The following is a 25,630-nucleotide window of genomic DNA, read 5'->3' as shown; positions in this document are numbered from 1 at the left end:
CCCGGTGTGAGTTCAGAATCCAGCCTCAGGAGAGAGGGAGCGCTGTGACTGGAGTTGGTTTCATCCAAAGCCTTCGAAATATTTCGATAATGCTTTCGGATGAGTGAAATAAAGGTAATGGACATCACAAGGGGGCGTCAAGGCTTTTTGTGCCACAAATCCACTAGTGCATTGACGCAACGGGCGGTTTGCTGCAAAACTGGCGGAGCGAAAACTTTCGAAAATCGAGGAGCAGTAAATGACGGCCGTCGAGCAACGCGGAAAGCTCACCCTGGCAGCGATTGCCCAGGAGGCCGGCGTTTCCGCGCCCACAGTCTCGAAGGTCATTAACGGCCGGGATGATGTGGCGGCGGAGACCCGGTCCAAGGTGATGGCCGTGCTGGCGCGCACCGGCTACAAGTCCCCGGTCCAGCAGCGGCGGAACCTGGCGGGCCGGCAGGCGGTGGAGGTGGTCTTTGATTCGCTGGACTCCGCCTACTCCATCGAAGTCCTCAACGGGATCCTGGATGCGGCCGGCGCCGCCGACATTGAAGTGCTGCTGAACGTCACCAGTAAGCAGGGGCCTTCGCGGTTGACCCCGGAGCAGCGGGCCCGCCGCATTGTGGACGAGGGGCGCTGCGGAATGATCGTGGTGACGTCCGCGTTCAGTGAGCTCCAGCTTGATGCCTTCAACCGGAGGGGGGTTCCCACTGTGGTCATTGATCCGCTCAATCCGCCAGCCGGAAACGTGGTCAGCATCGGCGCCACCAACTGGGCTGGCGGTAAGGACGCAACGTCCCACCTGCTGGATCTTGGCCATCGCAGGATCGCCTACCTGGGAGGTCCGGATGGTGCCGAATGCAACCAGGCGCGGCTCCACGGCTACCTGGCTGCCTTGCGGGCGAGGAACGTCCCGGTGGACGATCGCTACATCGTCCAGGGCAGCTTCAGGTCCGAGGCCGGGGTCCGGGGCATGAAGCAGCTGCTGCAGCTGGAGGAGCCTCCCACTGCAGTTTTTGCCGCAAATGACACCGTTGCCCTGGGTGCGCTTGCCGAGGCGCGCCGGCAGAACGTGCGGGTGCCGGAGGACCTGAGCCTGGTGGGGTTCGACGGCACGTACCAGGCAGAGGAATCCGTTCCTGCGCTGACCTCCGTGGCCCAACCGCTGCAGGAGATGGGCCGGGCAGCGCTGCGCTTCATCCTGCGCCAAATGCGCGGAGAGACGCTGGACTCCCGAAGGGTCGAGTTGGCCACGAATCTCGTCATCCGCGAATCCACGGCTCCGCCGCTGGCGCTCGTGCCCCTGGCCTGAACTGCACGGCCTGAACTGCACGGCCTGAACTGCGCGGCCTGAACTGCGCGGCCTGAACTGCGCGGGCGCAGCAAGACGTCAAGCGTTTGACGTGCAGCAACGTTAAGCGCTTGACGCGCGGCTTGGGCAGGTGTCATGATCTCCGTGAATACTTTCGGCCACTGCTTCGGCAGGCCCCAATGACGTGGAGATTTAACGTGGAATCCAAACCGATGAAACCCGGCCCCAAGAAAATCATTCTTGACTGCGACCCCGGGCATGACGATGCCGTGGCCATCCTGCTCGCCCACGGCAACCCTGACATTGAACTGCTGGCCGTCACCACCGTTGTGGGCAACCAGACGCTCGAAAAGGTCACCAAGAACGCGCTCGCAGTCGGGACCATCGCCGGCATCACCGGGGTGCCTTTTGCCGCCGGCTGCGGCCGGCCCCTGGTCCGCACCATCGAAACCGCACCGTCCATCCACGGCGAGACCGGCATGGACGGCCCCGCCCAGCCCGAGTCCACCATCGAACTGGACCGGCGCCACGCCGTCGACCTCATCATTGACACCGTGATGTCCCACGAACCGGGCACCGTCACCCTGGTCCCCACCGGCGGCCTCACCAACATCGCGCTGGCAGCCCGCAAGGAGCCGCGCATTGTGGAACGCGTCAAGGAAGTTGTCCTGATGGGCGGCGGCTACCACGTGGGCAACTGGAGCGCCGTGGCCGAATTCAACATCATCATCGACCCCGAGGCCGCCCACATCGTGTTCAACGAGAGGTGGCCCGTGGTGATGGTGGGACTGGACCTCACGCACCAGGCCCTCGCCACCCCGGACGTGGTGGCGAAGATCGCAGCTGTGGGAACCGGACCCGCCAAGTTCGTGATGGAACTGATGGAGTTCTTCACCCAGACCTACAAGGACGCCCAGGGCTTTGACTTCCCGCCCGTCCACGATCCATGCGCAGTGGCCTATGTGATCGATCCCAGCATCGTCACCACCCGCAAGGTTCCGGTGGACATCGAACTGCAGGGCACACTGACGCTCGGCATGACCGTGGCCGACTTCCGCGCCCCCGCACCGGACGACTGCACCACCTCCGTGGCCGTTGACCTGGACCACGCCCGGTTCTGGGGCCTCGTCACGGATGCCCTGGTGCGCATCGGCGAACCTGCCGTTCTTGAACCTGCCGGCCTCGCCGCAGCCACGGGAGGCAAGTAAATGAGTGCCACCCTCACCGATGCAAAGACCAGCCGCGGCAACGTCACCGCCCTGATGGTCGCCCTGCTGGCCGCGTGCGTCGCCTTCCAGCTCAACGCCTCCATGCTCAGCCCGGCCCTGGTCACCATGGGCAAGGAACTGAACACCGATCAGGCCGTCATCGGCCTCTCCCAGACCTGGTTCTTCACCGCGGCCGCCCTGATCTCCCTCTTCCTGCCCCGCCTGAGCGACATCATCGGCCGGAAGAAGATCCTCATCGGCATGATGCTCCTGATGGCCGTCGGTTCGGTCATCGCGGCCATGGCCCCCGACGTGACCTGGCTCTTTGTGGGCCGTATCATCCAGGGCGTCAGCGGCCCCACCGTGCCGTTGTGCCTGATCATGCTGCGCTCCGCCGTCAGCAACCCGCGCAAATACGGGACGCTCATGGGCCTCATCACCGCCGTCAACGGCGGCGTGGCCGGCGTTGACTCCTTTGTGGGCGGCTACTTCGCCGAACACTTCGGGTTCCGCAGCATCTTCTGGCTCATGGTGGTCCTGGCCCTCGTCGCCACCGCCCTGATCGCCTTCCTCGCCGGCGAGAGCAAGCCGGCCGCAGGCACCTCCATGGACTGGCTGGGCGTGTTCTTCATCGTCGTCGCCGTGGGTGCGCTGCTCACCGCCCTCAACGAGGGCTCCAAGCTCGTGGGCGCCTTCGCGCCTGGCACGCTCCTGCTGGCCATCGGGCTGGTGGTGGTTGCCGCCGTCGCGTTCTACTGCTTCTGGACCGTGGAAAAGCGCGCCAAACAGCCCATGGTGGAAACCGTCCACTTGCGCCAGCGCTCCACCTGGGCGCCGCTGCTGACCACCACGCTGACCATGACCGGCATCTTCGCCGTGATCAACGGGATCGTACCGGCGTATGTGCAGGCGGCGGACCCGGGATTCGGCATCGGCCCCACCGAAATGTCGCTCATCATCCTTACCCCGTATGCCCTGCTCGGCTGGCTGGTGGGTCCCCTCAGCGGCAGGCTCGCGCCCATTCTCGGCTACACCAAGGTCCTGCGCATCGGCATGCTGGGCAGCATCGCCTCCCTGGCCATCATCGCGTTCTTCGGCCTCAGCAGCCTGCCCATGATGATCGCCGGAACCGTCTTGCTGGGCATCATGTACGCCGGTACGGTCAACATCATGCTGAACGGACTCGGGGTTGTCCTCTCACCCGCCGGAAACCCGGGATTCCTGCCCGGCATGAACGCGGGAGCCTTCAACCTGGGCGCCGGCCTGAGCTTCCTGGTACTGCCGGCAGTGCTGGTGGCCACCTCGGCCCTCGGCGACGCCCAGGCGTCCTACCTCTCCGTGGTTGTGACGGGCCTGGTCATCACGGTGGCCGCGTTCGCCGCGTCGCTCCTCATCCCCAAGCCCGTCGAGGCTGAGGTGACCGAATGAGTTCCGCAACAGCCGGCACCCAAGGCCGGATCGTCGTCGTCGGTTCCCTGAACGCGGACCTGACCATCTATTGCGAGCGGCTGCCGCTGCCCGGTGAGACGGTGCACGGCAACGGATTCGCCGTGAACCCGGGTGGGAAGAGCGCCAACCAGGCCGTCGCCGCCAGCCTGCTGGGCGGGAACGTCAGCCTGGTGGGCGCGGTCGGTGCGGACGCCAATGGCGACATGCTCCTGTCCTCGGCTGCCGGCGCCGGGGTGGACATCTCGGGTGTGCGCGCTTCAGCAACTGAGGACACCGGCGTCGCCGTCATCGCCGTGGATTCCAGCGGCGAGAACAACATCATCATCTCGGCCGGCGCCAACGGCACCCTCTCGCCGGCGGACGTCGCCGTCGAGGCTGAAGCGTTCGACGGCGCCGCGGTGGTCTGCCTCTGCCTGGAGGTCAGCCTGGACACGGTTGAGGCCGCCGCCCGGGCAGGGCGCGACGCCGGCGCCACAGTTCTGCTGAACCTCTCGCCTTACGCGGAGATCCCACAGCAGATTGCGGACCTGACCGACGTCCTGCTGGTCAACGCCCATGAGGCGTCGCTGTTCCTCGGCTCCGCCGCAATTCCCGGCAGCGACGCGGATGTCAGCGATTGGGAAGCGGTCAGGCTGCACTTCGCCGAGCGGGGCCTGCAACGCGTCCTGGTCACGCTGGGGGCCTACGGCTCCGTGGTGCTGGATTCGCTAGCCCCTTCCGGGCAGCAGCTGGTCCGGGTGGCACCCATCAAGGTCAAGGCCGTGGATACCACCGGCGCGGGCGACGCCTTCACGGGGGCGGTAGCCGCCCGCCTGGCAGCCGGTGCGGCGCTGGCCGACGCCGCCGCCTTCGCCTCGATTGCCGCCGCGCTGGCCACCACCCGCAAGGGAACGCAGGCAGCCTATCCGCAGGTGACGGACGTGGAGCGCCTACTCGCTTCGGTTGCAGGCGCACTGTGACGGGCGCCGTCTGACGGGCTGACGGAAACGCGGGAAACGCCGACGGCGACAGCTGACTGTCGCCGTCGGCGTTTCTTGTATTTGGGGTTGCGGAGCCCGGGCTACCGGCTGTGGCTACCGGCTGGTTTCCGCTGGTGAACGGCGGCCGGCGTGAACCGGGCTGTAATTCAGGTCCGGGGCGTTTCAGAGACCGGCGGGAGCGCTGGCCCGGGCGGCGAATCCCAGGTCTGCGGACGCCGGGTGGGCGGCGGCGTCCGTTTGGTCGGCCTCGAGGTATTTGCGGTGGACAGCTCCGGGGCTTCTTGGTCGTTGACCCCGCGCATCAGCACAGCGTTGATTTGACCGGTCCAAGGCCCACGGCGCGGGCCTCTTCGGCGCCGGCGAGCACATTGCCGAGGAACGGGCGGCGGGTCAGTTGGAGTAAAAACATCCTCGTGCAGGGAGTCCCGCACCGCGGCGATCGACGAGGTCCGGTCGGATCAAGGGTTCGCCACCGGTGATTCGGAGCTCCCTCACACCTAGTCTCTCGATACCGAGGCTCACGATTCTCCGGATCTCTTCCGCCGCCATGAGGGCTTCCTTCGGCAGCCACTGCATGCCGTCTGCCGGCATGCAGAATGCGCAGCGAAGGTTGCATTTGTCTGTGACTGACAGCCGCAGGTCGGTTGCTTGGCGGCCAAAACGGTCCAGCAACTTCGAAGGTAATCCTGCCAGGCGTGACATACGTGCGGGCCCTTGATTGTTGTTCCTGGCCCGGTGGAGTACTGGGATGCCCAGCTGAACGGTCATGGTTTTGGGGCTGGTGCCGCGTGGCGGGTGCTGTTGCCGTCAGGGGGTGCCAAGGTCGCTGTCAATGTACGAGCCGGGGCGGTTTTCGGTGTGGTGTTGGCAGTTGCAGCAGCTGTCCAGTTGTAGTTGGACGGTTACTGGGTTTGATGATTCGAGTTGGATTTCCATGGGTTCCGTTCCGTTCTTGCTTAGGCGGAGGGTTGGTTTTTGATCGTGGTGATTGTGCATGTGATGGCCTTTGCTGCTGGGTGGGGGTGTGGGTGTGCCCCGGTGGCACGGGCTGGGAAGCCGCGTGCTACCGGGGCGGGTTGTTTCTGAGGGTGGGGTTTAGGTGCTGTCCCGGTCTGTCTGTCGGGTCTGGATGGTTGGGATGCTGCCTGTGTGGGTGCCGCCTTGGTTGGAGTCCGGGTCCGGACACGAATCGGCGCACTCGTGCTTTGTCACGAGGTCGAATTGAACGCCGCCGTGTTGTTCCACGCCGGTCCTGATGGCCCGTTCGACGACGGATGTGGCCAGGCGCCGTCGCAGGGACAGGGGATCGCGGCGCAGGTCCTTGGCGAGGGCAAAGCAGAGCAGGAGCATGACGAGGATGAACGGTAGCGCTGCGACGATGGTGATGCGTTGCAGGCCGGCCAGGGCTTCGGAGGGTTCGTCGCCGCCGGCCAGCAGCATGACCGCGGCCACGGCGCCGGTGAGGCTGCCCCAGAAGATCACCACTCCGCGGCGGGGGTGTTCGGCGCCGTTGGAGCTGAGTGATCCCATCACGATGGAAGCGGCATCGGCGCCGGTGACAAAGAAGATCGCGACCAGGACCATGGCCAGCACGATGACGCCGGCAGTGAGCCAGCCCGGCATGCCAAGGTTCTTGACCAGGTCGAAGAGTGCACCGTCGAAGTTGACGGAGGATACTCCGTCGGCCGTTGTTACCAGCCCGGGCGTGCCTGCCTTATCGGCTTCCTGCTGGACATGGAAAGCGGCTCCGCCGAAGATTCCAAACCAGATGACGCTGACGACGCTGGGGACCAGCAGCACGCCGGTGACGAACTGGCGGATGGTGCGGCCGCGGCTGATGCGGGCAATAAACATGCCTACGAAGGGCGTCCAGGAGATCCACCAGGCCCAGTAGAAGATGGTCCAGCTGGTCATCCAGCTCCGAAGGGCTTCATCGCCGACTGCTTCGGTCCGGGACGACATCTCGGCCAGGTCGCGGGCGTAGTCGCCGACGGCGGACGGGATCAGGTTGAGGATGAACAGGGTCGGACCGGCAATGAAAACGATGAGTGCGAGGACGACGGCCAGGACCATGTTGATGTTGGAGAGCCACTGGATGCCGCGGCTGATGCCGGAGACGGCCGAAGCGACGAAGCAGAAGGTCAGGACGGCGACGATCCCCACGAGCACGGGAGTGCCGACTTCGCCGAACCAGCCGTTGGAGGTCATGCCGCTGCCGATCTGCAGGGCGCCGAGGCCCAGGGAAGCGGCTGTGCCAAAGAGGGTAGCGAAAATGGCCAGGATGTTGATGAACTTCCCGAGCGGGCCTTCCACCATCCTGATGCCGAAAAGTGAGGTGAAGGCTGCGGAGACCAGTTGCCGGCGGCCGAGGCGGTAGGTGCCGTACGCCATGGCAATGCCGACCACTGCGTACATTGCCCAGGGGTGCAGGGTCCAGTGGAAGATCGAGGTGGCCATGGCCGTCTGGATCGCTGCGGGGGTGCGTCCGTCCACGGTTCCGGGCGGGGGAGAGATGTAGTGGTAGAGCGGTTCGGCTACACCGTAGAACATCAGTCCGATGCCCATGCCGGCGGCGAACATCATCGCGACCCAGGAGACGGTACGGAATTCGGGTTTCTCGCCGTCCTTGCCCAGCGGGATATTGCCGAACTTGCCCAGGGCCAGCCACAGGACGAACACTACGAACAGGGAAGCCAGGACCATAAAGAGCCAGCCGGTGTATTCCATGACCCAATTCAGGGCAACCGTGGAGGACGAGGCGAGGCTGTCCCGGCCGGCAAATCCCCAGATAACAAAGGCGATGGCTATGGCGCCAGTGATCCCGAAGGTGACTTTGTCGAGCGTAAGCGAGTGGTTCCGGCGCAGGGAGACGGCCTGCGCGGTTTTGGCAGTACGAAGCTCTTCAAGGATCTGTTCGTATTCTTCTGAATCCGGCAGTGGTTCTGCGCCTCCGTCCTCCGGATCCAGGACAGCAGGGTTGGTGTTTTCTCCCGCGGGGACACCAATGACTGTTTCGGTGTTTCGCGTACTTTCGGGCTTTTCGTTGGGGGGAGTTGCTGCCAAAGCGTTGTCGGCAGTCAACTCCTCGGGGATTGAGGGTTTTAAGTCACGGCTTATAGCCATGAGCGAATCCTTTGCTCGGCGGATCATGGGCTTGCGGCTAAAACATGGCCTTGAGAGGTGAGCCCGGGGGGAAGGTTGGGGGCTTCCTCCGATTCAGGGCCTTGTGCATGGGGCACCTCTTTGGGGCCAGGGATCAAGTTTGCTTAGGTAAGGCCGGAAGCCTCCCATCGTTCGGCACGGATCAACACATTTCCTCGGACTAGTTGCTGAGGTAGCCGTTCGGGTCCAGGACATACTTCGTGGCGGCTCCGGCATCGAATTCCGCGTACCCCCGAGGGGCATCCTGGAGCGAAATGGCCGTGGCGTTGACCGCCTTGGCGATCTGGATCCTGTCATGCAGGATCGCCATCATCAGCTGCCGGTTGTACTTCATCACCGGGCACTGGCCGGTCGCGAAGGAGAGGGACTTCGCCCAGCCGGTGCCCAGGGACAGGGACAGGCTGCCCTTCTGGGCCGCCTCGTCCGCGGCACCCGGATCCCCGGTGACATAAAGGCCGGGAATGCCCAGGGACCCGCCGGCGGCGGTGAGGTCCATCAGCGAATTGAGCACGGTAGCCGGCGCCTCCTGGGCCCCGGCGCCGTGCCCGCGGGCCTCGAAACCGACCGCGTCGATACCGGCATCGACCTCCCGGACGCCGAGAAGCTGCTCGATCTGGTCAGCCGGATCGCCGACGGCCACATTGACGGTTTCGCAGCCAAAGGATCGGGCCTGGGCCAGGCGATCCTCATTGAGATCCCCCACGATGACCACCGCGGCCCCCAGCAGCTGCGCGCTGGCCGCCGCGGCAAGCCCCACGGGACCGGCCCCGGCAACATAGACGGTGGACCCGACGCCGACACCTGCCGTAACGGCCCCGTGGAAACCGGTCGGGAGGATGTCCGAGAGCATGGTCAGGTCCATGATCTTCTCCAGGGCCTGGTCCCGATCAGGGAACCGCAACAGGTTCCAGTCCGCATAGGGGACCAGGACGAACTCCGCCTGCCCGCCGACCCATCCACCCATGTCAACATAGCCGTAGGCGGACCCGGGACGGTCCGGGTTCACGTTCAGGCAGATTCCGGTCTTGCCCTCCTTGCAGTTCCGGCAGCGCCCGCAGGAGATGTTGAAGGGGACCGAGACGATGTCCCCGACCTTGATGAACTCGACGTCGGGCCCGGTCTCGATGACTTCCCCGGTGATCTCGTGCCCCAGGACGAGGCCGGCCGGAGCGGTCGTGCGGCCACGAACCATGTGCTGGTCCGAGCCGCAGATGTTGGTGCTCACGGTGCGCAGGATGACCCCGTGCGGGACCTTCCGGCCGACATTGACGGGATTGACGCCGGGGCCGGCCTGCAGTTCAAAGGTGGGAAACGGGGTATCGATGATTTCCACGATCCCCGGGGCCTTGTATGCAACGGCTTTGTTACCTGACATTGAATGGCTCCTATGGGTTGGCGATCGAACCCTCACGGTGATGTTGGTCGCATCAGACTGTCCGTGAGGTAGTTGTTGTCAGTTTCCGTGAAGCAAGTTGGGTCAATTGATATGTGCAGCGCATATCGCTACGGGCAGCGAAGGCGTTCAGGCTGACTGTGGCGATGGATGGGGGGTATGGCGGCCGGCATCTTTATCGCACATGCCCTCGAGCCGGTGGTGCATTTATGTCCCGCATGTGGGAGCGGCTAGGCATCGATCACCAAATCGGTCCGCGCGGTGGAGCAGCAGGGCAGGAACTTGCCTGCATCGATTTCCCGTGCCCGGATCCCGCCCTGGTGGTTCATCTCCACCTGCCCGGAAAGCTTGACGACCTTGCAGGAGCCGCACATGCCCTCCTTGCAGTTCGCGCCGATCCTGACGCCCGCACGCTGGGCCGCCCCGAGGATGTGTTCGGCGGGGTCGATGCGCACGTTGATGCCGGTGCGCATGAAGGACAGGGTGAGGCTTCCCGTTCCGACCGTGTCGAAGCTTGAGGCATCGGGGGACCCTGCCTCCGGCCCCACTTCCGGACTGCCGTCGGGGGCTTCGGGGCAGGGCGCGTCCGGGTCGGCGGTTTCCAGCGGCAGCCCCGTGGCCTTCAGGGTTCCCTCGGCGTCGTAGCCCGGCTCGTAGAGCCCGAAAGCGGTGGGCTGGCTTTCGTAGTAGTCCTCGGCGGATTGGGCGATTTCCTCAGCGATTTCCTCCGCAATGTCCACTGCAAGCGCGAGCTCCGCCTGGTATTCAAGGATCGTCTGGCGGTCTCCCGAGAAGAATTCTATGTAGATGGAGGTGTCGTCGACGCCGACCTTCTTGAGGAGCTCGGTGGCGGTGTTCAGGTAACCCTCGGGGCCGCAGGCATAGACCTGGCGGCCGTTGGCATCGGGGGCCACCTCGTTGAGCATGGCCGCCGTCAGCCGTCCGCTGAGCCCTTCCCATCCCTCGGGTATGCTGCGGTCGCCCAGGGAGTAGAAGACCGTGACTCGCGAGTCCACGGAGGCGATGTAGGCCAGCTCTTTGTGGAAGGCAAAGCCTCCGGCCTCCGCTCCGTGGTACAGCACCACAACATCGGCCTGTCCAGGAAGGGAGTGAATGGTCCGCACCATCGACATGATGGGGGTGATGCCTGCGCCGGCGGCCAGCAAGAGGTACCGTGCCCGGCGATCGGCATCTGGCAGATGGAATGCCCCGACCGGTCCGAGCATCTCGAGGACGGTGCCGGGCTTGATGTTCTCGTGCACCCACGGTGAGACCAATCCCGTGGGATCGCGTTTAACTGTGATGTCGAAGGTCCACGGTTTGGTGGGCGAACTGGACAGCGAGTAGCTGCGGTCCACCGGGTCCCGGTCCTCGCCGTTCACGGGGAAGGCGACGTTCACGTACTGGCCCGCACGGAACGCCAGCGGCGCACCGTCAGAGCGACGGAACACGAAGGTCATCATGCCGCCCACCTCGGGAACGATCTCGACACATTCGGCCATGAACTCCTGCGGATGCCAGGGACCCAAAGCACGGGCGGCACTGGCGGGTCCCTCGGTGCTGCCCATCACCCTGTTCCACGGCATCTCAAGACCGCGAATGCGCTGTGGTTCCTGGGTTGCCGTCTCGGTGAGGAGTTCAATCATGCCAAGTGCTCCTGCACGCGCTGGACATACCAGTTGATGAACGCCTCCACCTGGTATTCGCTCTTCATGTACGGGCCGGGCTCGTAGGCGGGGCTGCTGGCGCCCTTCTGGCACAGCTCCACGAACGCCTTGTCCTGCAGATTGGTCTGCTTCCAGGTGTAGGTGAGTTTGTCCAGATCGTAGTCGACGCCTTCCTCGGCATCGTCAGCTACCAGCCAAGTGGTGCGTACCAAGGTCTGGTGTTCGTTGATGGGGAAGACGCCGAACGTGATGACGTGGTCCCCCAGGAAGTGGAACCAGCTGTTGGGCTGCAGGTGCATCGAGCAGCGGCCAAGGCGGAAGTCCCGCAAGTCGCCGAGCAGCTTCTTGGAGAGCCTGCGACCATCGGGCGAGAACGATTCGCCGTCACCATCGAGCGATTCCCGAGAGATGCGGATTCCCGCTATGCGCGTGTCAAGCTCCTCCACCACCTCATAGGGGAGGCCATAGCGGCGGCAACGCTCCTCGAGCGAGGACTGTGCTTCCTTGTTGCGGTCCCACACTTCCTCAAGATGGGCCGGGATCAGCCCCTCGGTCAGGCCCCAGGTGGGAAAGAGGGAACAGGCGAGCTCCGGGTGGCCGTCGCAGTGGTAGCACTCACGGTTGTTCTCCATGACGAGCTTCCAGTTGCCCTCCTCGACGATGTTCTGCTGGTAGGCGACTTTCGTCTTCGACAGATCGTGGGGCGCGAGGTAAGGCTCGAAGATCTTAGCGGTTTCGTCGAAATCCGTCGGCGGTTCGTCCGCTATGCAGAGGAAGATGAGCCCGGCGACCACGCGACTGTGGGCACGCTTGAGGCCGAAGCAGCCCTTGTCGAACTTCGTCTCACCCGGTGCCGAGGCGTGGATTAGATTGCCGTCGGGGGAGTATGTCCAAGAGTGGTAGCCGCATACGAGGTTTCCCGTTGACCCAGCGGGTTCGGTCAGGACGCGGGCGCCGCGGTGGCGGCACACGTTGTGCAGGACGTTCACGCCGCCGTCGTCGTTGCGCAGCACGATCAGGGAGTAGGGCCCGTAGTCGACGGTGACGTAGTCGCCCGGCTCCGGCAGTTCGGCGATGCTGGCGGCAAAGATCCAGTGCTGGCCAAAAATGGCCTGCATGTCGATGCCGAAAATCGTCGGGTCGGTGTAGAAGGGGGCATCGAGGGAATATCCCGTGCGCCGGAACTCGAACAACTCGCTGATTTCCGCCAGCTGCTCTGCAGGCAAGGATGAAGCGAGTTTTCCGCGTGAGTTGAGGGGCAAGACTGGAGCAGACATGTGTTTCCTCCCGGGAGGCGTGGGTAAGTGTGTGATTCGTGGGGACCACGGCTGCGTGGGGTGCGAGCGGCGTTGTCGAAAACCTTGTAACCATGAGATTAGGGATCATTGATCCGCAACAAAAGCGCAAGATTTGGAAGATATCCGTGCACAATAGGTGCATGATCGATGCGAGGCTCATCACACTTCGGGTGTTTGCCCGGTGCGGCACCATTGGCGCAACCGCGGAGCTCACAGGGTATTCTCCCTCCGCCGTCTCCGCGCAATTGCGGGAGCTCCAGCGTGTGCTTGGAATGCAGCTGCTGACGAAGGACGGCCGGGGCGTGCGGCTGACCGCCACGGGCCGCTTTCTCGTGGCCGGCTCGGACACCCTCATTGCCGAATGGGAGCGCCTGCGCGCAGCAGCCATGGAGGCCGGCGACCAGGTGCAGTCCCGTTTTGGCCTGGGCGGTTTCTCCACGGCGGCCGCACAGTTGCTCGCGCCGCTGGCCGCCACCCTCCGCTCGACACGCCCACTGCTTGAGGTGCAGGTACTCGAGGCCAACCCGGCCCGCTGCTTCGATTTGTTGGTTGCCGAGCGAATCGACCTTGCGGTCATTGTTGCCATGCAGTCCGACACCTACGCTGAGGACGATCCTCGCTTCGAACAGACCGTTCTGCTCGACGATCCCCTGGACGTGATCATTCCCGCTGACCATCCGTTGGCATCGCGGGAAACGGTGACGCTCGAAGAGCTCGCGTCGGAACCATGGATCACCGAAGCCGCCGGTTCCACCTACCACTCCCTCTTCACGGCGGCGTTCACGGCAGTCGGGGTGACACCGCGCATTGCCCATGAGGCCGTTGAATGGGAAACCCAAATCGCCTTCGTGGGTGCGGGGCTGGGCGTGGGCCTGCTGCCGCGACTGGCACCCTTGCATAGCGCCGAAAACGTGGTTCGACTGCGCATCAGTGGCAAAGGGAAGCCCTCGCGCCGCATCGTCGCTGCGGTGCGCAGGGGCAGCATCGCATCGCCCCTGATCCAGGAGTCGCTGGGCATCCTGCAGGTCAGCGCCAATCGGATCCTCGCCGCCCGACCCGAAGACGATCTCTGAAATCGCCTGGCCGCGATTCGTTGCCGGGGGGCCAGCAGGTCTAAAAGGTGGCGACACGACCGCGGCCGGCCTTCTGAGCCGTACTAGGCGGGGCGGCCCTGGATGAGCCAGAGCGCGTCCAAGCGGCTCACGAAAGGGCCGTTCGCGGGCTGTAACCACGCCCGGCGTCCTTCGGCTGCACGGCTTCACCCGCTGCAATCAACACAGCTCTGGCTTATGTTCTGCTCGCGGTCGTCCTGGCGATTCTGAGGGTCGATATTCGTGAGCTCGTCGGTCCGGTCACGCTAGTGCCGCGTGGCGGGTGGTGTTGCCGTCAGGGGGTGCCAAGGTCGCTGTCAATGTACGAGCCGGGGCGGTTTTCGGTGTGGTGTTGGCAGTTGCAGCTGCTGTCCAGTTGTAGTTGGACGGTTACTGGGTTTGTTGGTTCGAGTTGGATTTCCATGGGTTCCGTTCCGTTCTTGCTTAGGCGGAGGGTTGGTTTTTGATCGTGGTGATTGTGCATGTGATGGCCTTTGCTGCTGGGTGGGGGTGTGGGTGTGCCCCGGTGGCACGGGCTGGGAAGCCGCGTGCTACCGGGGCGGGTTGTTTCTGAGGGTGGGGTTTAGGTGCTGTCCCGGTCTGTCTGTCGGGTCTGGATGGTTGGGATGCTGCCTGTGTGGGTGCCGCCTTGGTTGGAGTCCGGGTCCGGACACGAATCGGCGCACTCGTGCTTTGTCACGAGGTCGAATTGAACGCCGCCGTGTTGTTCCACGCCGGTCCTGATGGCCCGTTCGACGACGGATGTGGCCAGGCGCCGTCGCAGGGACAGGGGATCGCGGCGCAGGTCCTTGGCGAGGGCAAAGCAGAGCAGGAGCATGACGAGGATGAACGGTAGCGCTGCGACGATGGTGATGCGTTGCAGGCCGGCCAGGGCTTCGGAGGGTTCGTCGCCGCCGGCCAGCAGCATGACCGCGGCCACGGCGCCGGTGAGGCTGCCCCAGAAGATCACCACTCCGCGGCGGGGGTGTTCGGCGCCGTTGGAGCTGAGTGATCCCATCACGATGGAAGCGGCATCGGCGCCGGTGACAAAGAAGATCGCGACCAGGACCATGGCCAGCACGATGACGCCGGCAGTGAGCCAGCCCGGCATGCCAAGGTTCTTGACCAGGTCGAAGAGTGCACCGTCGAAGTTGACGGAGGATACTCCGTCGGCCGTTGTTACCAGCCCGGGCGTGCCTGCCTTATCGGCTTCCTGCTGGACATGGAAAGCGGCTCCGCCGAAGATTCCAAACCAGATGACGCTGACGACGCTGGGGACCAGCAGCACGCCGGTGACGAACTGGCGGATGGTGCGGCCGCGGCTGATGCGGGCAATAAACATGCCTACGAAGGGCGTCCAGGAGATCCACCAGGCCCAGTAGAAGATGGTCCAGCTGGTCATCCAGCTCCGAAGGGCTTCATCGCCGACTGCTTCGGTCCGGGACGACATCTCGGCCAGGTCGCGGGCGTAGTCGCCGACGGCGGACGGGATCAGGTTGAGGATGAACAGGGTCGGACCGGCAATGAAAACGATGAGTGCGAGGACGACGGCCAGGACCATGTTGATGTTGGAGAGCCACTGGATGCCGCGGCTGATGCCGGAGACGGCCGAAGCGACGAAGCAGAAGGTCAGGACGGCGACGATCCCCACGAGCACGGGAGTGCCGACTTCGCCGAACCAGCCGTTGGAGGTCATGCCGCTGCCGATCTGCAGGGCGCCGAGGCCCAGGGAAGCGGCTGTGCCAAAGAGGGTAGCGAAAATGGCCAGGATGTTGATGAACTTCCCGAGCGGGCCTTCCACCATCCTGATGCCGAAAAGTGAGGTGAAGGCTGCGGAGACCAGTTGCCGGCGGCCGAGGCGGTAGGTGCCGTACGCCATGGCAATGCCGACCACTGCGTACATTGCCCAGGGGTGCAGGGTCCAGTGGAAGATCGAGGTGGCCATGGCCGTCTGGATCGCTGCGGGGGTGCGTCCGTCCACGGTTCCGGGCGGGGGAGAGATGTAGTGGTAGAGCGGTTCGGCTACACCGTAGAACATCAGTCCGATGCCCATGCCGGCGGCGAACATCATCGCGACCCAGGAGACGGTACGGAATTCGGGTTTCTCGCCGTCCTTGCCCAGCGGGATATTGCCGAACTTGCCCAGGGCCAGCCACAGGACGAACACTACGAACAGGGAAGCCAGGACCATAAAGAGCCAGCCGGTGTATTCCATGACCCAATTCAGGGCAACCGTGGAGGACGAGGCGAGGCTGTCCCGGCCGGCAAATCCCCAGATAACAAAGGCGATGGCTATGGCGCCAGTGATCCCGAAGGTGACTTTGTCGAGCGTAAGCGAGTGGTTCCGGCGCAGGGAGACGGCCTGCGCGGTTTTGGCAGTACGAAGCTCTTCAAGGATCTGTTCGTATTCTTCTGAATCCGGCAGTGGTTCTGCGGCTCCGTCCTCCGGATCGAGGACAGCAGGGTTGGTGTCTACATCCTCGGAGACACTAAAGGCTGCTTTACTCCTCTTTCCACTTCCAGGTTCTTCGTTGCGGGGAGTTGCTGCCAACGCGTTCTCGGCAGGCAACTCCTCGGGTGTATGGGATTTTAGATCACTATTTAGAGCCATGAACGGTCCTTTGATCGGTGAGGCACGGGCCTACGGCAAAGCATGGCCCTCGGGAATCAGGCCGGAAGGTTGGGGGGGCCTCGTCCGATTCGATGATCATGTTGTTGCCGTCGACAATTTGCACTTCGTGGTGCCCACCGGCAGTTTGCCGGGGGTGCATCCGGGGCTCCGGTGCATGGGGCACCTCTTTATGTTGAGGGGATTGATTTCGCGCTAAGTGGGTTAGGCGGGATCGTTCCGCATGGCTCAACTGTTTTCGCAGTAAGCAACAGATTGCGCTCGATAATAAGAGATGTCAAGGGTTGGGATTGATTTGCCGGGAATGTGACACTCAGCGGGGGATGCATCAAGCTGTTGCGTATCACGAGGGTCGTTGCGCAAGAGGCAGTTGAAGGGAGAGCTGTGGAGGACCATGTCATCATCCACAGGGTTCCCGATGGCTGCGGACCACACGGTCGTTGAATGCGGTTGGTTCTACATGCCAAGCCTTGTGGAAAGCGCAGGGATCCTCGACCCCATGAGTATTGCTAGGCGTGGCCCGTTGGGCCGGGCCTACCGGCGCCTGTAGCCCATTTTTGTGCTGATGGTCAGGCCTGCATCCTTGAGGCCGTCAACAAGCCCGGGCTGTTCTTCCGGCGTAAACCGGAAGGCGGGGCCGGAAATACTCACCGCAGCGATGACGTTTCCCAGGTGGTTGTAGATCGGTACTGCAACCGCCGTCAGCCCGATCTCGAACTCCTCGTGAACGACGGCATAGCCATTGCGGGCGACGTCCAGCAGCTGCTTCTCCAGCTCCGAGCGGTTGGTGATGGTACGAGGCGTGCGGGCTGGGAGGCCGATCCTCTTGAAGATCGCGTCCCTTTCGTCGGCAGTCAGGGCAGCGAGCAGCACTTTTCCACTGGACGTGGCGTGCAGGGGTGTCAGGCTGCCCACCCAGTCATACGTGGCCAGCGTTGAGGGTCCCATTGCCTGGTCCACGTTAACCGCAAAATTCGATCGCAGCACGGCCAGGTTGACTGTTTCCTTATATGCCGCTGCGAGGCTCTCGAGGACCTCCCTGGCTTCGTGAACTACGCTCAACCTGCCCGGGATGGACGATGCCAGGCGCAGGATGCCAAATCCCAGCTGGTACTTTCCACGTTCGCTGTTCTGCCGCACCAGCTCGCGCCCGACCAAGGATCCCACAAGCCTCGACACGGTGGACTTGTGTATGCCCATCTCTTCGGCGATTTCACTGACGCCGGCGTCGCCTTCGCGGGCCAGGATGTCCAGGATCTGGAGGGCGCGGTCCACCGATTGGACGCCTCCAGCCTGCGCATCTGCGTCCTTGTCCGGGTCATTGCGTGCGGCCATCATGCCTCGTGTCGTCATCTATGCCGGGTGTGCGAGCCCGGAGGGAGGTTCCAGCCAACCTTCCGGCTCATCTTGATTCATCCTAGACCGACACTGCCGCAAGGGCGTCAGGCGCGGCAACGCAGGACACCCCGCCGCGGAAATCCGCAGCGGGAGCTGCACCCAGATTGGCGCGCAGCTCTATTACTTGTGAGGGACGATCAGAAGGAAGTTGTTCGCCTGCGCCGACCCATTCCAGGGTGCCGTCCGCGAAGAATTGCTCCTTCCAGATCGGCACACGGGCCTTGATGCGGTCCACAAGCTGTGAGCACACCTCAAACGCCTGGCCACGGTGGGCTGCTGACACGGCACAGACCAGTGCAGGATCGCCCACCTCCAGCATCCCGACGCGGTGGGCGGCCCAGACGCGGACCGGCTTGTCCGCCTTCCCGGCATGCTCCGCGACCAATTCCGCCACGACTTCGGCCAAGATCTGATGTGCCGTGGGGTGGGCCGAATAGCTTAACCTGCTGACGGCCATGCCGCCGTCGTGGTTCCGGACCACTCCGCTGAAGCTGACCACGGCCCCGGCTTCGTCGCCCTGGACGGCGGCTGTGGCCCGGTCCACTGAGATGGGGTCAGCGCTGAGCTCGGCGAGGACAACGTCAAAGCCTGGCATAGGTTTCCTCGCGGGCCACCTTCTGCGGACAGCCAAGCCTTTCGCGACCGGCGTAGACGTTCAGGCTGTGTCCCCGGCTGAATCCAACCAGCGTCAGTCCGGTCTCGACGGCGAGGTCGGCGGCCAGGCTTGAGGGCGCGCTCACGGCAGACAGGACGGGAATGCCGGCCATGGCGGCCTTCTGGACAAGTTCGAAGGACGCGCGCCCGGACACCTGGAGGACGGTGCCACTCAGAGGCAGCAGGTTTTGGCGCAGCGCCCATCCCACCACTTTGTCCACAGCGTTATGGCGTCCGACATCCTCCCGGAGACAAAGCAACTCAGGGCTGGCGCCATCCACCTTGAACAGGCCGGCCGCATGGACGCCGCCCGTCTTTTCGAAGACCGCTTGGGCCTCGCGAAGCCGCTCCGGCAACCCGGCGAGGACATCCACGGGAATCTGCAGCGTGTCCTGGGCAGGATCGAAGGGAAGGGTCTTGCGGACGGAGTCGATCGAGTCTGTCCCACAGATGCCGCAGGAGCTTGAGGTGTAGACATGCCGCATGGTGTCAGGCATGGGTACATCCGGCCTTAGCTGGGCCTCGACTACGTTATATGTCTGTTCTCCCCCGGCATCGCCGGCGCAAAAGCGCAGCGATACCAGCTCGGAGGGGGAACTGATGATGCCTTCCGAGACCAGGAACCCGGCCACCAGGTCAAAATCGTCCCCCGGGGTCCTCATGGTGACAGCGAAGGAGCGGCCGCCGATGCGGATTTCCAGGGGCTCCTCGGCGGCGAGTACGTCTTCCTTGAACCGCACCGGGTATTCGGCGCCGGAACCCTCGAGGTGGAAGCGGTGGATCTTGCGGCGCTGTGTCATGCGGGCCATGCTGTGCTCCGTGCACGGGTGGTGGTGGAACGGATTGTTTCGTTGGCCTGCGTCCAAGGGAGTGGGAGCACAGGAACTGGCTCGCCGGACTGGACTCCAGCAGGGGGAACGGCCATGACGCCGTCGGCCCAAGCCAGTCCACGCATCATGCCGGGCCCCGTATGCGAGGCGGGGAAGGCAAGCCCCTCGATAAACGTGCACGGAATCAGACGCGTACGGCCGGGGCTCGGATCAACGTCAGCCGCGGAGGTCACCTGTCCAACGGCGCTCAGGGGCCTGCCTCCGAGTGCCTCCAGCAGCGGTGCACCCATAGTGATGAGAGCCATCATTGCTGCCAGGGGGTTACCGGGCAGCCCGACGACGAAGCGGCCGTCCGGGAGCCCGGCCAGAACTGCCGGGTGACCCGGCCGCATGGCGATGCCATCCAGCAACAGCTGTCCGCCAAGGTCAGCGATGACAGCGCGAAAATGATCTGTCCCGGAACAGCCGGTTCCGCCGGTGGTTATGGTCAGGTCCGGCATCCGCCCGGGGAACGCGTCAGAACCGCCAATTGCCGCGAGCCACTCGGGGTAGGAGTCCCCGATCCGCAGGGAGCCGGCAGGCGTGCCCCCCAGAAGGGAAATGACCGTCCCCAGCTGCGGACCAAAAGTGTCCCTGACATGTCCTGGTTTCGGAACGCCTGACGTGACCACCTCGGAACCGGTCAATACGATGCCGACCACCGGCTTGGCCTGCACCTGCACGTTGTCGTGGCCAGCCACGGCGGCGAGGGCAATGTGGCCCGGGTTCAGTGTTGTGCCGGCGGGGATCAGCACCTCACCTGCAGCAGCTTCCTCGCCCGCGAGACGAATGTGTTGGCCGAGGCCCGGCTCGCCTTCCTTTGCGTTGTCAGTGAGCCGCAGGACAAGGCTGCCGTCGGCATCTTGGTGGATCTGGCCACTTTCCTTGCGGAGTATCGACTGGGCGCCAACAGGTACCAGTCCGCCGGTGGCTATGACGCTGGCACTCCCGGGGCGCAAAAGGGGTTCGTGGCCGGCAAGGATCCATGGACCGACGCCGTTGATTGCCCAGCCATCCATGGCAGAAGAGTCGTAATGGGGGAGTTCGTGCAGGGCGGAGACGTTGCGGGTAAGCGCGTGGCCTGCTGCCAATGCGAGGGGAACCTCCACGGGCGCGAGTGGAACCGCGCAATCGAAAGCCAGTTGCCGGGCTTCGAGCCAGGTGGGGGAGGGATGTCCGGAAGGTGGCCATGCAGAGCGCAACTCCGAACTGCTGCCGATGGTGGCGGTATCTTGGGCCAGCAAGGGTGCCCCTTTCCTGTAGGTAGTGATGCATAGAAACGTGCGGGCCGGGGGCCACCGCAGTCCCTGGCCCCATCAGCTGGCGTGCTACGCCGTGACGTATCCATTCGGGTTCGGCACGAAGTTTGTTGCCGAGCCGGCGTCGAATTCGGCTAGCCGCGGGGAGCATCCTCAAGTGGGATCGCTGTGGCGTTCACTGCCTTGGCGATCTGGACCTTTTCATGCAGGATGGCCATCATCAACTGGCGGTTGTACGACACGACATGATTGCCATGCACTTGTCCGGCGAGTGCCGGCGTTGCCCCGTTGCCCGAAAGCGGTGCTTCGATGAGGATACCTCCCCAGGTTTCAGGCCACCGAAGCACCATTTACAGGAACGGGACAGTTCATCCTTCGCGAGGACGAAGACGTCAGTGGGATGCCGGGCCGGGTGGCACAGCATCCCGGTCCTGCCTAACGCTGGACGGCCGCGCCCCGGACGGCATCGGCCTGGGCCTGAGTGACATCAGACATTGGTTCTCCCTTGATGGTGTCTGTGTTGAGTGGCATTGACCTGTGGCGGCTGGCAGCCCCGGGGGGCATGTCCAGAGAATTCTCATCGGCCGTGGATGAGGCTCAGCGCTTCGGCCCGGGCGGCCGGAAGGCGCAGTTCACCGCGGACTGCGGACGTGATGGTCTTGGCCCCGGGCTTGCGGACGCCCCGCATTGACATGCACAGGTGCTCGCACTCGATCACCACAATTGCACCCAAAGGCCGCAGCGACGTAACCAGCGCGTCCACCACCTGCGTGGTTAGCCTCTCCTGGACCTGCGGCCTACGCGCAAAGACGTCCACCAGCCTGGCAAGCTTGCTGAGGCCGGTCACGAGTCCCTCAGCGGACGGGATGTAACCTACGTGCGCCACGCCATGGAACGGCACCAAGTGATGTTCGCAGGTGGAATAGAACGGGATGTCCTTAACGATGACCATTTCACCGTGGCCGAGGTCGAAGGTCCTGTCAAGGACGGCAAGGGGATCCTCATGGAGCCCGCCGAACATCTCCGCGGCGGCGCGGGCTACACGGGCCGGGGTGTCCACCAGTCCCGGCCTTTCGGGGTCCTCCCCGATGGCCAGGAGGTATTCGCGGACAGCCCGTTCCACCCTTGGCCCGTCCACACCCTGGGTGACGGTCGCTTCCGTCGTCAGGACGGAGCTCACGCTTCGGCCCGCTCAAGCCGCACGATAACGGACTTGGAGGTCGGCGTGCCGCTGGTGTCGGCTACGGAGTCGAGTGGCACGAGGACGTTGGTTTCCGGGTAGTAGGCCGCCGCGCAACCCTTGGGCGTCGAGTATGAAACGATGCGGAAGTTTTCGGCCCGTCGTTCGGTCCCTTGGAATTCGGAGATGAGATGGACCATGTCCCCGTCCGTGAACCCCAGCTCAGTAATGTCGTCGGCGTTGATCAGGACGACGCGGCGCCCGCCGTGGATGCCGCGGTAGCGATCATCCTTGCCGTAGATGGTGGTGTTGTACTGGTCATGGGAGCGCAGGGTTTGGAGGACGAGCCGTCCCGCGGGGACCCTGATGAATTCCAGTTCGTTGCCTGTGAAGTGGGCCTTGCCCGAAGCGGTATCGAACTTCCTGGCGTCCCGGGGCGGGTGGGGAAGGACGAACCCTCCAGGGTTCTGGATCCGCTCCTCGAAGTTCTCGAAGCCGCTGAGGACCGCTTCGATGTGTTTCCGGATGATGGAGTAGTCGTCCTTCATGGCGAGCCAGTCGGCTTTGGGGGTATTGGGCAGCGGGAGGTTGTCGCTGCCGGTGAAGATTTTGTGGGCGATGTTGCAGACAATGGCCACTTCGGAGTGCAAGTGGTCGCTGGCGGGCTTAAGCCGTCCGCGGGAGGCATGGACCGCGCTCATGGAATCCTCCACTGTTACCCTCTGGTCGCCGGTGCGCTGGGTGTCCTTCTCGGTACGTCCGAGCGTCGGAAGAATCAGCGCACGTCGACCCGTCGATACGTGGGAATGGTTCAGTTTCGTGGAGATCTGCACCGTCAGGCGGGTGTTGGCTAGAGCCTGTTCCGTGACCTCGGAATCGGGGGCTGCCCGCACGAAGTTGCCGCCCATGCCGATGAATACGCGGACCTTGCCGTCCCGCATGGCGCGGATGGCGGCCACGGTGTCGAAGCCATGCGCCCTGGGGGAGAGGAATTGGAACTCATGGTCAAGCCGGTCGTGGAAGCTCTCCGGCATCTTCTCGAAAATGCCCATGGTCCGGTCGCCCTGGACGTTGGAGTGGCCTCGGACGGGGCAAACGCCGGCTCCGGGCTTGCCGATGTTGCCTTGGAGAAGCAGGACGTTGACCACGTCGCGGAGGGTGGGTACCGAGTGCTTGTGCTGGGTCAGGCCCATGGCCCAGCACACGATCGTGGCGCTCGAGGCCAGGAGGCGCTCGCCTGTGGACTTGATCTGTTCCAGTGTCAGTCCCGTGGCTTCGACAATGTCGTCCCATTCCGCCTTTTCGAGGTACCGCAGGTATTCGTCGATGCCAACGGTGTGGTCCTTGATGAACTCATGGTCCAGCACAGTGGGGAGGCCGGGGGTCTTGCGCCCCTGGGCTTCGGCTTCGAGAAGGTATTTGCCAAGCCCCTGGAAGAGGGCCTGATCGCCGCCGGCGCGGATTTGGAGGAAGTCGTCGGTCAGTTGTGTCCCCACCACCATTCCGGAAATGTTCTGCGGATTCTCGAACCGCAGGAGCCCGGCCTCGGGAAGCGGATTCACGGAGATGATGACGGCGCCGTTCTTCTTCGCCTTCTCCAGCGCGCTGAGCATGCGCGGGTGGTTAGTGCCGGGATTCTGCCCCGCCACGAAAATCAGCGACGCCGTTTCCAGGTCGGTGAGGCTGACGGAGCCTTTGCCGATGCCGATGGTTTCCACCAGGGCCGAGCCGGACGATTCGTGGCACATGTTGGAGCAGTCGGGCAAATTGTTCGTCCCGATGCCGCGAACGAGGAGCTGGTAGGCGAAGGCTGCCTCGTTCGATGTCCGCCCGGAGGTGTAGAAGACCGACTGGTCGGGGTGCTCCATGTCCCTGATCTCCTGGGCGATCAGCTCATAAGCGTCGTCCCACGCGATGGGCTTGTAGTGGGTTGCGCCTTCATCGAGGAGCATCGGATGCGTCAGCCGGCCCTGTTGACCCAGCCAGTAGTCGTCGCGCGTCTTCAGGTCCGCAATGGAGTGCTTCGCGAAAAATTCAGGCGTGACGCGGCGGCGCGTGGCTTCTTCAGCCACCGCCTTGGCGCCGTTCTCGCAGAATTCCGCAGCATTGCGCTTTTCGTGTTCAGGCCAGGCACAGCCCATGCAGTCAAAGCCGTCAACCTGATTGACAGCCAAGAGCGTCTGGATGCTGCGCAGCGGGCCCATCTGCTCGAGGGAAATTTTCAACGCGTTCGCAACAGCCGGAAGGCCAACGGCAGTCGTTTTGGGCTTCGTGAGGCTCAGTTTTGACTCGTCGATATTCTGCTTGGGGGCTTTGGAAGCCATGTGATCTTCCCTTCAGATCTTGGCAGGAAACAGTGGAATGGAGGTGTTGCCCGAGGCCAGCGTGGTGGTCGGCTGCAATGCGCGGAGATCATCCAGGAGGCCAGGCAGGCGGCCGAGGTCGTTGAAGGTGTAGACATGGAACCCGGCAAAGAGGGGATCGCCCGCCAACTCCTGGTGGACTTCGCGGATCAGGCGTCCGCTGTCGTAGCTCAGGAAGTCGTCCCGTCGCCAGAGGGCTCCCGCCATCCCGGTCCCGCGGGCCAGCTTGAGGGAGCGGCCGACCCCGAGGCGTGCTCCCAGGGAGACCAGTTTCCTGATGGACACCGGGCCGGGGACTCCAACCCACACGGGCAGCTCGATGCCGGCTTTGCGGATTGTCCGGAGGTACCGGCTGATCGCCTCGGCGGAAAAGCACATCTGGGTGACCATTGAGGACGCCAGTGGCGCTTTGACCCCGAGGCTGCTGCTGAGTTGCTTCTGGCTAAGCTGCGGGTGGCCTTCCGGATAACCGGCGATGCCTATGGAGAAGTCGGGTGAATAGGCGTTGACCGCCTCAAGGAGTTCTCCGCTCCAGGCATAGGGGCCGGCGGGCGTGCGCCGGTCACCGGCAACGAGAAACAGCTCCGAGACACCGGCCTGCTGCAGTTGCAGCAGCAGCGAATGGAGTTCTGCCTTACCCGTGATGCTGCGGGCTGCGAGATGGGGAACGGTGTGGTATCCCAGGCGCGCCAGACTTACGGACGCCTCTACGGTCCGTGCAGGCCCGTGGTGCGGGAGGCACGTCACGCTGACGGATCCTGTGGTGTCAAAAGCCGCGGGGAGTTGTGTGAGCAGGTCGGCGGACGGAACCACTTCCAGCCGTATCCTTGCAACAGCTTCTGCGCTCATTGCTCTCCGTTAGGGTTGACATTTTTTTGATGGGATATTGATATATCAGTTCTAGGAATACTATGTACAGGAGGCCTTCGCGTCAAGGCTCAGCCGTGCATCGGGAGGAGACTTGAAAATGGTAAGCGGTGGAGAACTACGTTCGGATGTTGGGGGGTCCTTAATGCCAACGAGGCAGGTGGACGAGTCCTTCGCCGACTTCGCCTACAGGGTGCTCTGTGATGAACTGATCGTTTTGGACATCAAGCCTGGTGAACCATTGAATGACGAAGTGATTTCCAGGCGGCTCGGAGTGGGGAGGACACCCATCCGGGAGGCCATGAAGCGCCTTGAGGGCGACCATCTGGTGGTGGCGTATCCCCGCCGGGGAACATTCGCCGCAGGGGTGGACATCACGGATCTGGCTGAAATCTCCGAAATCCGGCACCTTTTGGAGCCTGCGGCCGCAGCACGGGCTGCCCGGATGGCATCGCCGCAGCTCCGGCAAGAGATCAAGGAATTTGCCAGGGAAGTCGGGGAGCTCCTGCCGGTAATGCACTCCCAGCGGGACCTGATGCGCCTGGACATGCGGGTACACCGGATGATCTACCGGGCCACAGGGAGCCGGCATCTTGAGGATGTCCTGATCCGGTACGACAACCTGGCGACGCGGATCTGGAGCCTGGTGCTGGAGAAACTTCCTCCGGTATCCGAGCACATTGCCCAGCACATTGAGCTGCTCGAGTGCATCGCGGAAGGGGATTCCGAAGCTGCTGCGCGGCTGACCACCAAGCATGTGACGGACTTTGAGAACCTCATCAAGGCCGTCCTGTAGCCCATTGGCAGGACACGGCCTTTGCGCCCGTGAAGATCGCATGGATCTGCACGGGCGCGGAGACAACAACTGGGCC

Annotated in this window: 17 protein-coding genes and 3 pseudogenes; 6 read left to right on the top strand and 14 right to left on the bottom strand. The window is 63.7% G+C overall.

The window, feature by feature from the left end; genetic code table 11:
• Positions 1 to 238: 238 nt before the first annotated feature.
• From AU252_RS09540 to AU252_RS09525, 4 genes are all read left to right on the top strand, one after another.
• Positions 239 to 1,291 (top strand): LacI family DNA-binding transcriptional regulator, encoded by a 1,053-nt coding sequence (locus AU252_RS09540; RefSeq protein ID WP_058930505.1) that lies wholly within the window; start codon positions 239 to 241, stop codon positions 1,289 to 1,291.
• A 179-nt stretch (positions 1,292 to 1,470) separates the two neighbouring features.
• Positions 1,471 to 2,499, top strand: a complete 1,029-nt coding sequence (locus tag AU252_RS09535) for a nucleoside hydrolase (RefSeq protein ID WP_058930504.1) — start codon at positions 1,471 to 1,473, stop codon at positions 2,497 to 2,499.
• On the top strand, positions 2,500 to 3,927 hold the full coding sequence (locus tag AU252_RS09530; RefSeq protein ID WP_058930503.1) for an MFS transporter: 1,428 nt from the start codon (positions 2,500 to 2,502) through the stop codon (positions 3,925 to 3,927).
• Positions 3,924 to 4,907, top strand: coding sequence for a ribokinase (locus tag AU252_RS09525; RefSeq protein ID WP_058930502.1), 984 nt, complete (start codon positions 3,924 to 3,926; stop codon positions 4,905 to 4,907). Before AU252_RS09530 ends, AU252_RS09525 begins: the two co-directional genes overlap by 4 nt.
• Positions 4,908 to 5,194: 287 nt before the next feature.
• Here the strand turns inward: AU252_RS09525 and AU252_RS24990 are convergent.
• The 5 genes and pseudogenes from AU252_RS24990 to AU252_RS09505 form a co-directional block, all read right to left on the bottom strand.
• Positions 5,195 to 5,696, bottom strand: a pseudogene (locus tag AU252_RS24990) (radical SAM protein); the annotation flags it as partial.
• A 327-nt stretch (positions 5,697 to 6,023) separates the two neighbouring features.
• Positions 6,024 to 8,051: a BCCT family transporter gene (locus AU252_RS09520; protein WP_240484363.1), complete on the bottom strand. Its 2,028-nt coding sequence runs from the start codon at positions 8,049 to 8,051 to the stop codon at positions 6,024 to 6,026.
• A gap of 199 nt (positions 8,052 to 8,250) precedes the next feature.
• A complete protein-coding gene (fdhA, locus tag AU252_RS09515; protein WP_058930500.1) occupies positions 8,251 to 9,465 on the bottom strand; it encodes a formaldehyde dehydrogenase, glutathione-independent in 1,215 nt (404 codons plus the stop codon).
• A 248-nt stretch (positions 9,466 to 9,713) separates the two neighbouring features.
• Complete coding sequence (locus AU252_RS09510) at positions 9,714 to 11,129, bottom strand: ferredoxin reductase (protein ID WP_058930499.1); 1,416 nt, start codon at positions 11,127 to 11,129, stop codon at positions 9,714 to 9,716.
• Positions 11,126 to 12,427 carry an aromatic ring-hydroxylating oxygenase subunit alpha gene (locus AU252_RS09505; RefSeq protein ID WP_058930498.1) on the bottom strand — a complete coding sequence of 434 codons (1,302 nt, stop codon included), beginning with the start codon at positions 12,425 to 12,427 and terminating at the stop codon, positions 11,126 to 11,128. The genes AU252_RS09510 and AU252_RS09505 overlap by 4 nt, the downstream gene beginning before the upstream one ends.
• 161 nt (positions 12,428 to 12,588) lie before the next feature.
• Here AU252_RS09505 and AU252_RS09500 point away from each other — a divergent pair, with 161 nt between their 5' ends.
• Entirely contained in the window at positions 12,589 to 13,521 is a 933-nt protein-coding gene (locus AU252_RS09500; protein WP_058930497.1) for a LysR family transcriptional regulator, read from the top strand.
• Positions 13,522 to 14,122: 601 nt separating this feature from the next.
• Here AU252_RS09500 and AU252_RS09495 read toward each other — a convergent pair.
• The 9 genes and pseudogenes from AU252_RS09495 to AU252_RS09455 form a co-directional block, all read right to left on the bottom strand.
• The gene (locus AU252_RS09495; protein ID WP_058930496.1) at positions 14,123 to 16,150 is read right to left on the bottom strand and encodes a BCCT family transporter; all 2,028 of its coding nucleotides are present in this window, start codon (positions 16,148 to 16,150) and stop codon (positions 14,123 to 14,125) included.
• A gap of 552 nt (positions 16,151 to 16,702) precedes the next feature.
• The gene (locus AU252_RS09490; protein ID WP_058932862.1) at positions 16,703 to 17,503 is read right to left on the bottom strand and encodes an IclR family transcriptional regulator; all 801 of its coding nucleotides are present in this window, start codon (positions 17,501 to 17,503) and stop codon (positions 16,703 to 16,705) included.
• Between the two features lie 214 nt (positions 17,504 to 17,717).
• Positions 17,718 to 18,161: pseudogene (locus AU252_RS09485) on the bottom strand (molybdenum cofactor biosynthesis protein MoaE); the annotation flags it as partial.
• Positions 18,148 to 19,029: a formate dehydrogenase accessory sulfurtransferase FdhD gene (fdhD, locus tag AU252_RS09480; RefSeq protein WP_058930495.1), complete on the bottom strand. Its 882-nt coding sequence runs from the start codon at positions 19,027 to 19,029 to the stop codon at positions 18,148 to 18,150. The gene fdhD and the pseudogene AU252_RS09485, both read right to left, overlap by 14 nt.
• Entirely contained in the window at positions 19,017 to 20,333 is a 1,317-nt protein-coding gene (locus AU252_RS09475; protein WP_430929476.1) for a molybdopterin molybdotransferase MoeA, read from the bottom strand. The genes fdhD and AU252_RS09475 overlap by 13 nt, the downstream gene beginning before the upstream one ends.
• Positions 20,334 to 20,417: 84 nt before the next feature.
• A pseudogene (locus tag AU252_RS23130) lies at positions 20,418 to 20,593 on the bottom strand (formaldehyde dehydrogenase, glutathione-independent); the annotation flags it as partial.
• A gap of 332 nt (positions 20,594 to 20,925) precedes the next feature.
• Positions 20,926 to 21,528: a GTP cyclohydrolase I FolE gene (folE, locus tag AU252_RS09465; RefSeq protein WP_058930493.1), complete on the bottom strand. Its 603-nt coding sequence runs from the start codon at positions 21,526 to 21,528 to the stop codon at positions 20,926 to 20,928.
• Positions 21,525 to 23,852, bottom strand: coding sequence for an FdhF/YdeP family oxidoreductase (locus AU252_RS09460; RefSeq protein WP_058930492.1), 2,328 nt, complete (start codon positions 23,850 to 23,852; stop codon positions 21,525 to 21,527). Before AU252_RS09460 ends, folE begins: the two co-directional genes overlap by 4 nt.
• A gap of 12 nt (positions 23,853 to 23,864) precedes the next feature.
• Positions 23,865 to 24,740 (bottom strand): methylenetetrahydrofolate reductase, encoded by an 876-nt coding sequence (locus tag AU252_RS09455; RefSeq protein WP_058930491.1) that lies wholly within the window; start codon positions 24,738 to 24,740, stop codon positions 23,865 to 23,867.
• 163 nt (positions 24,741 to 24,903) lie between these two features.
• On the opposite strand from AU252_RS09455, the gene AU252_RS09450 reads away from it, so the two are divergent.
• Positions 24,904 to 25,554 carry a GntR family transcriptional regulator gene (locus tag AU252_RS09450; RefSeq protein WP_058930490.1) on the top strand — a complete coding sequence of 217 codons (651 nt, stop codon included), beginning with the start codon at positions 24,904 to 24,906 and terminating at the stop codon, positions 25,552 to 25,554.
• Positions 25,555 to 25,630: the final 76 nt, after the last annotated feature.

This window comes from Pseudarthrobacter sulfonivorans (assembly GCF_001484605.1).
In the GTDB taxonomy this organism is placed as follows: domain Bacteria; phylum Actinomycetota; class Actinomycetes; order Actinomycetales; family Micrococcaceae; genus Arthrobacter; species Arthrobacter sulfonivorans_A.
This window is presented reverse-complemented; position numbering and strand designations above follow the sequence as displayed.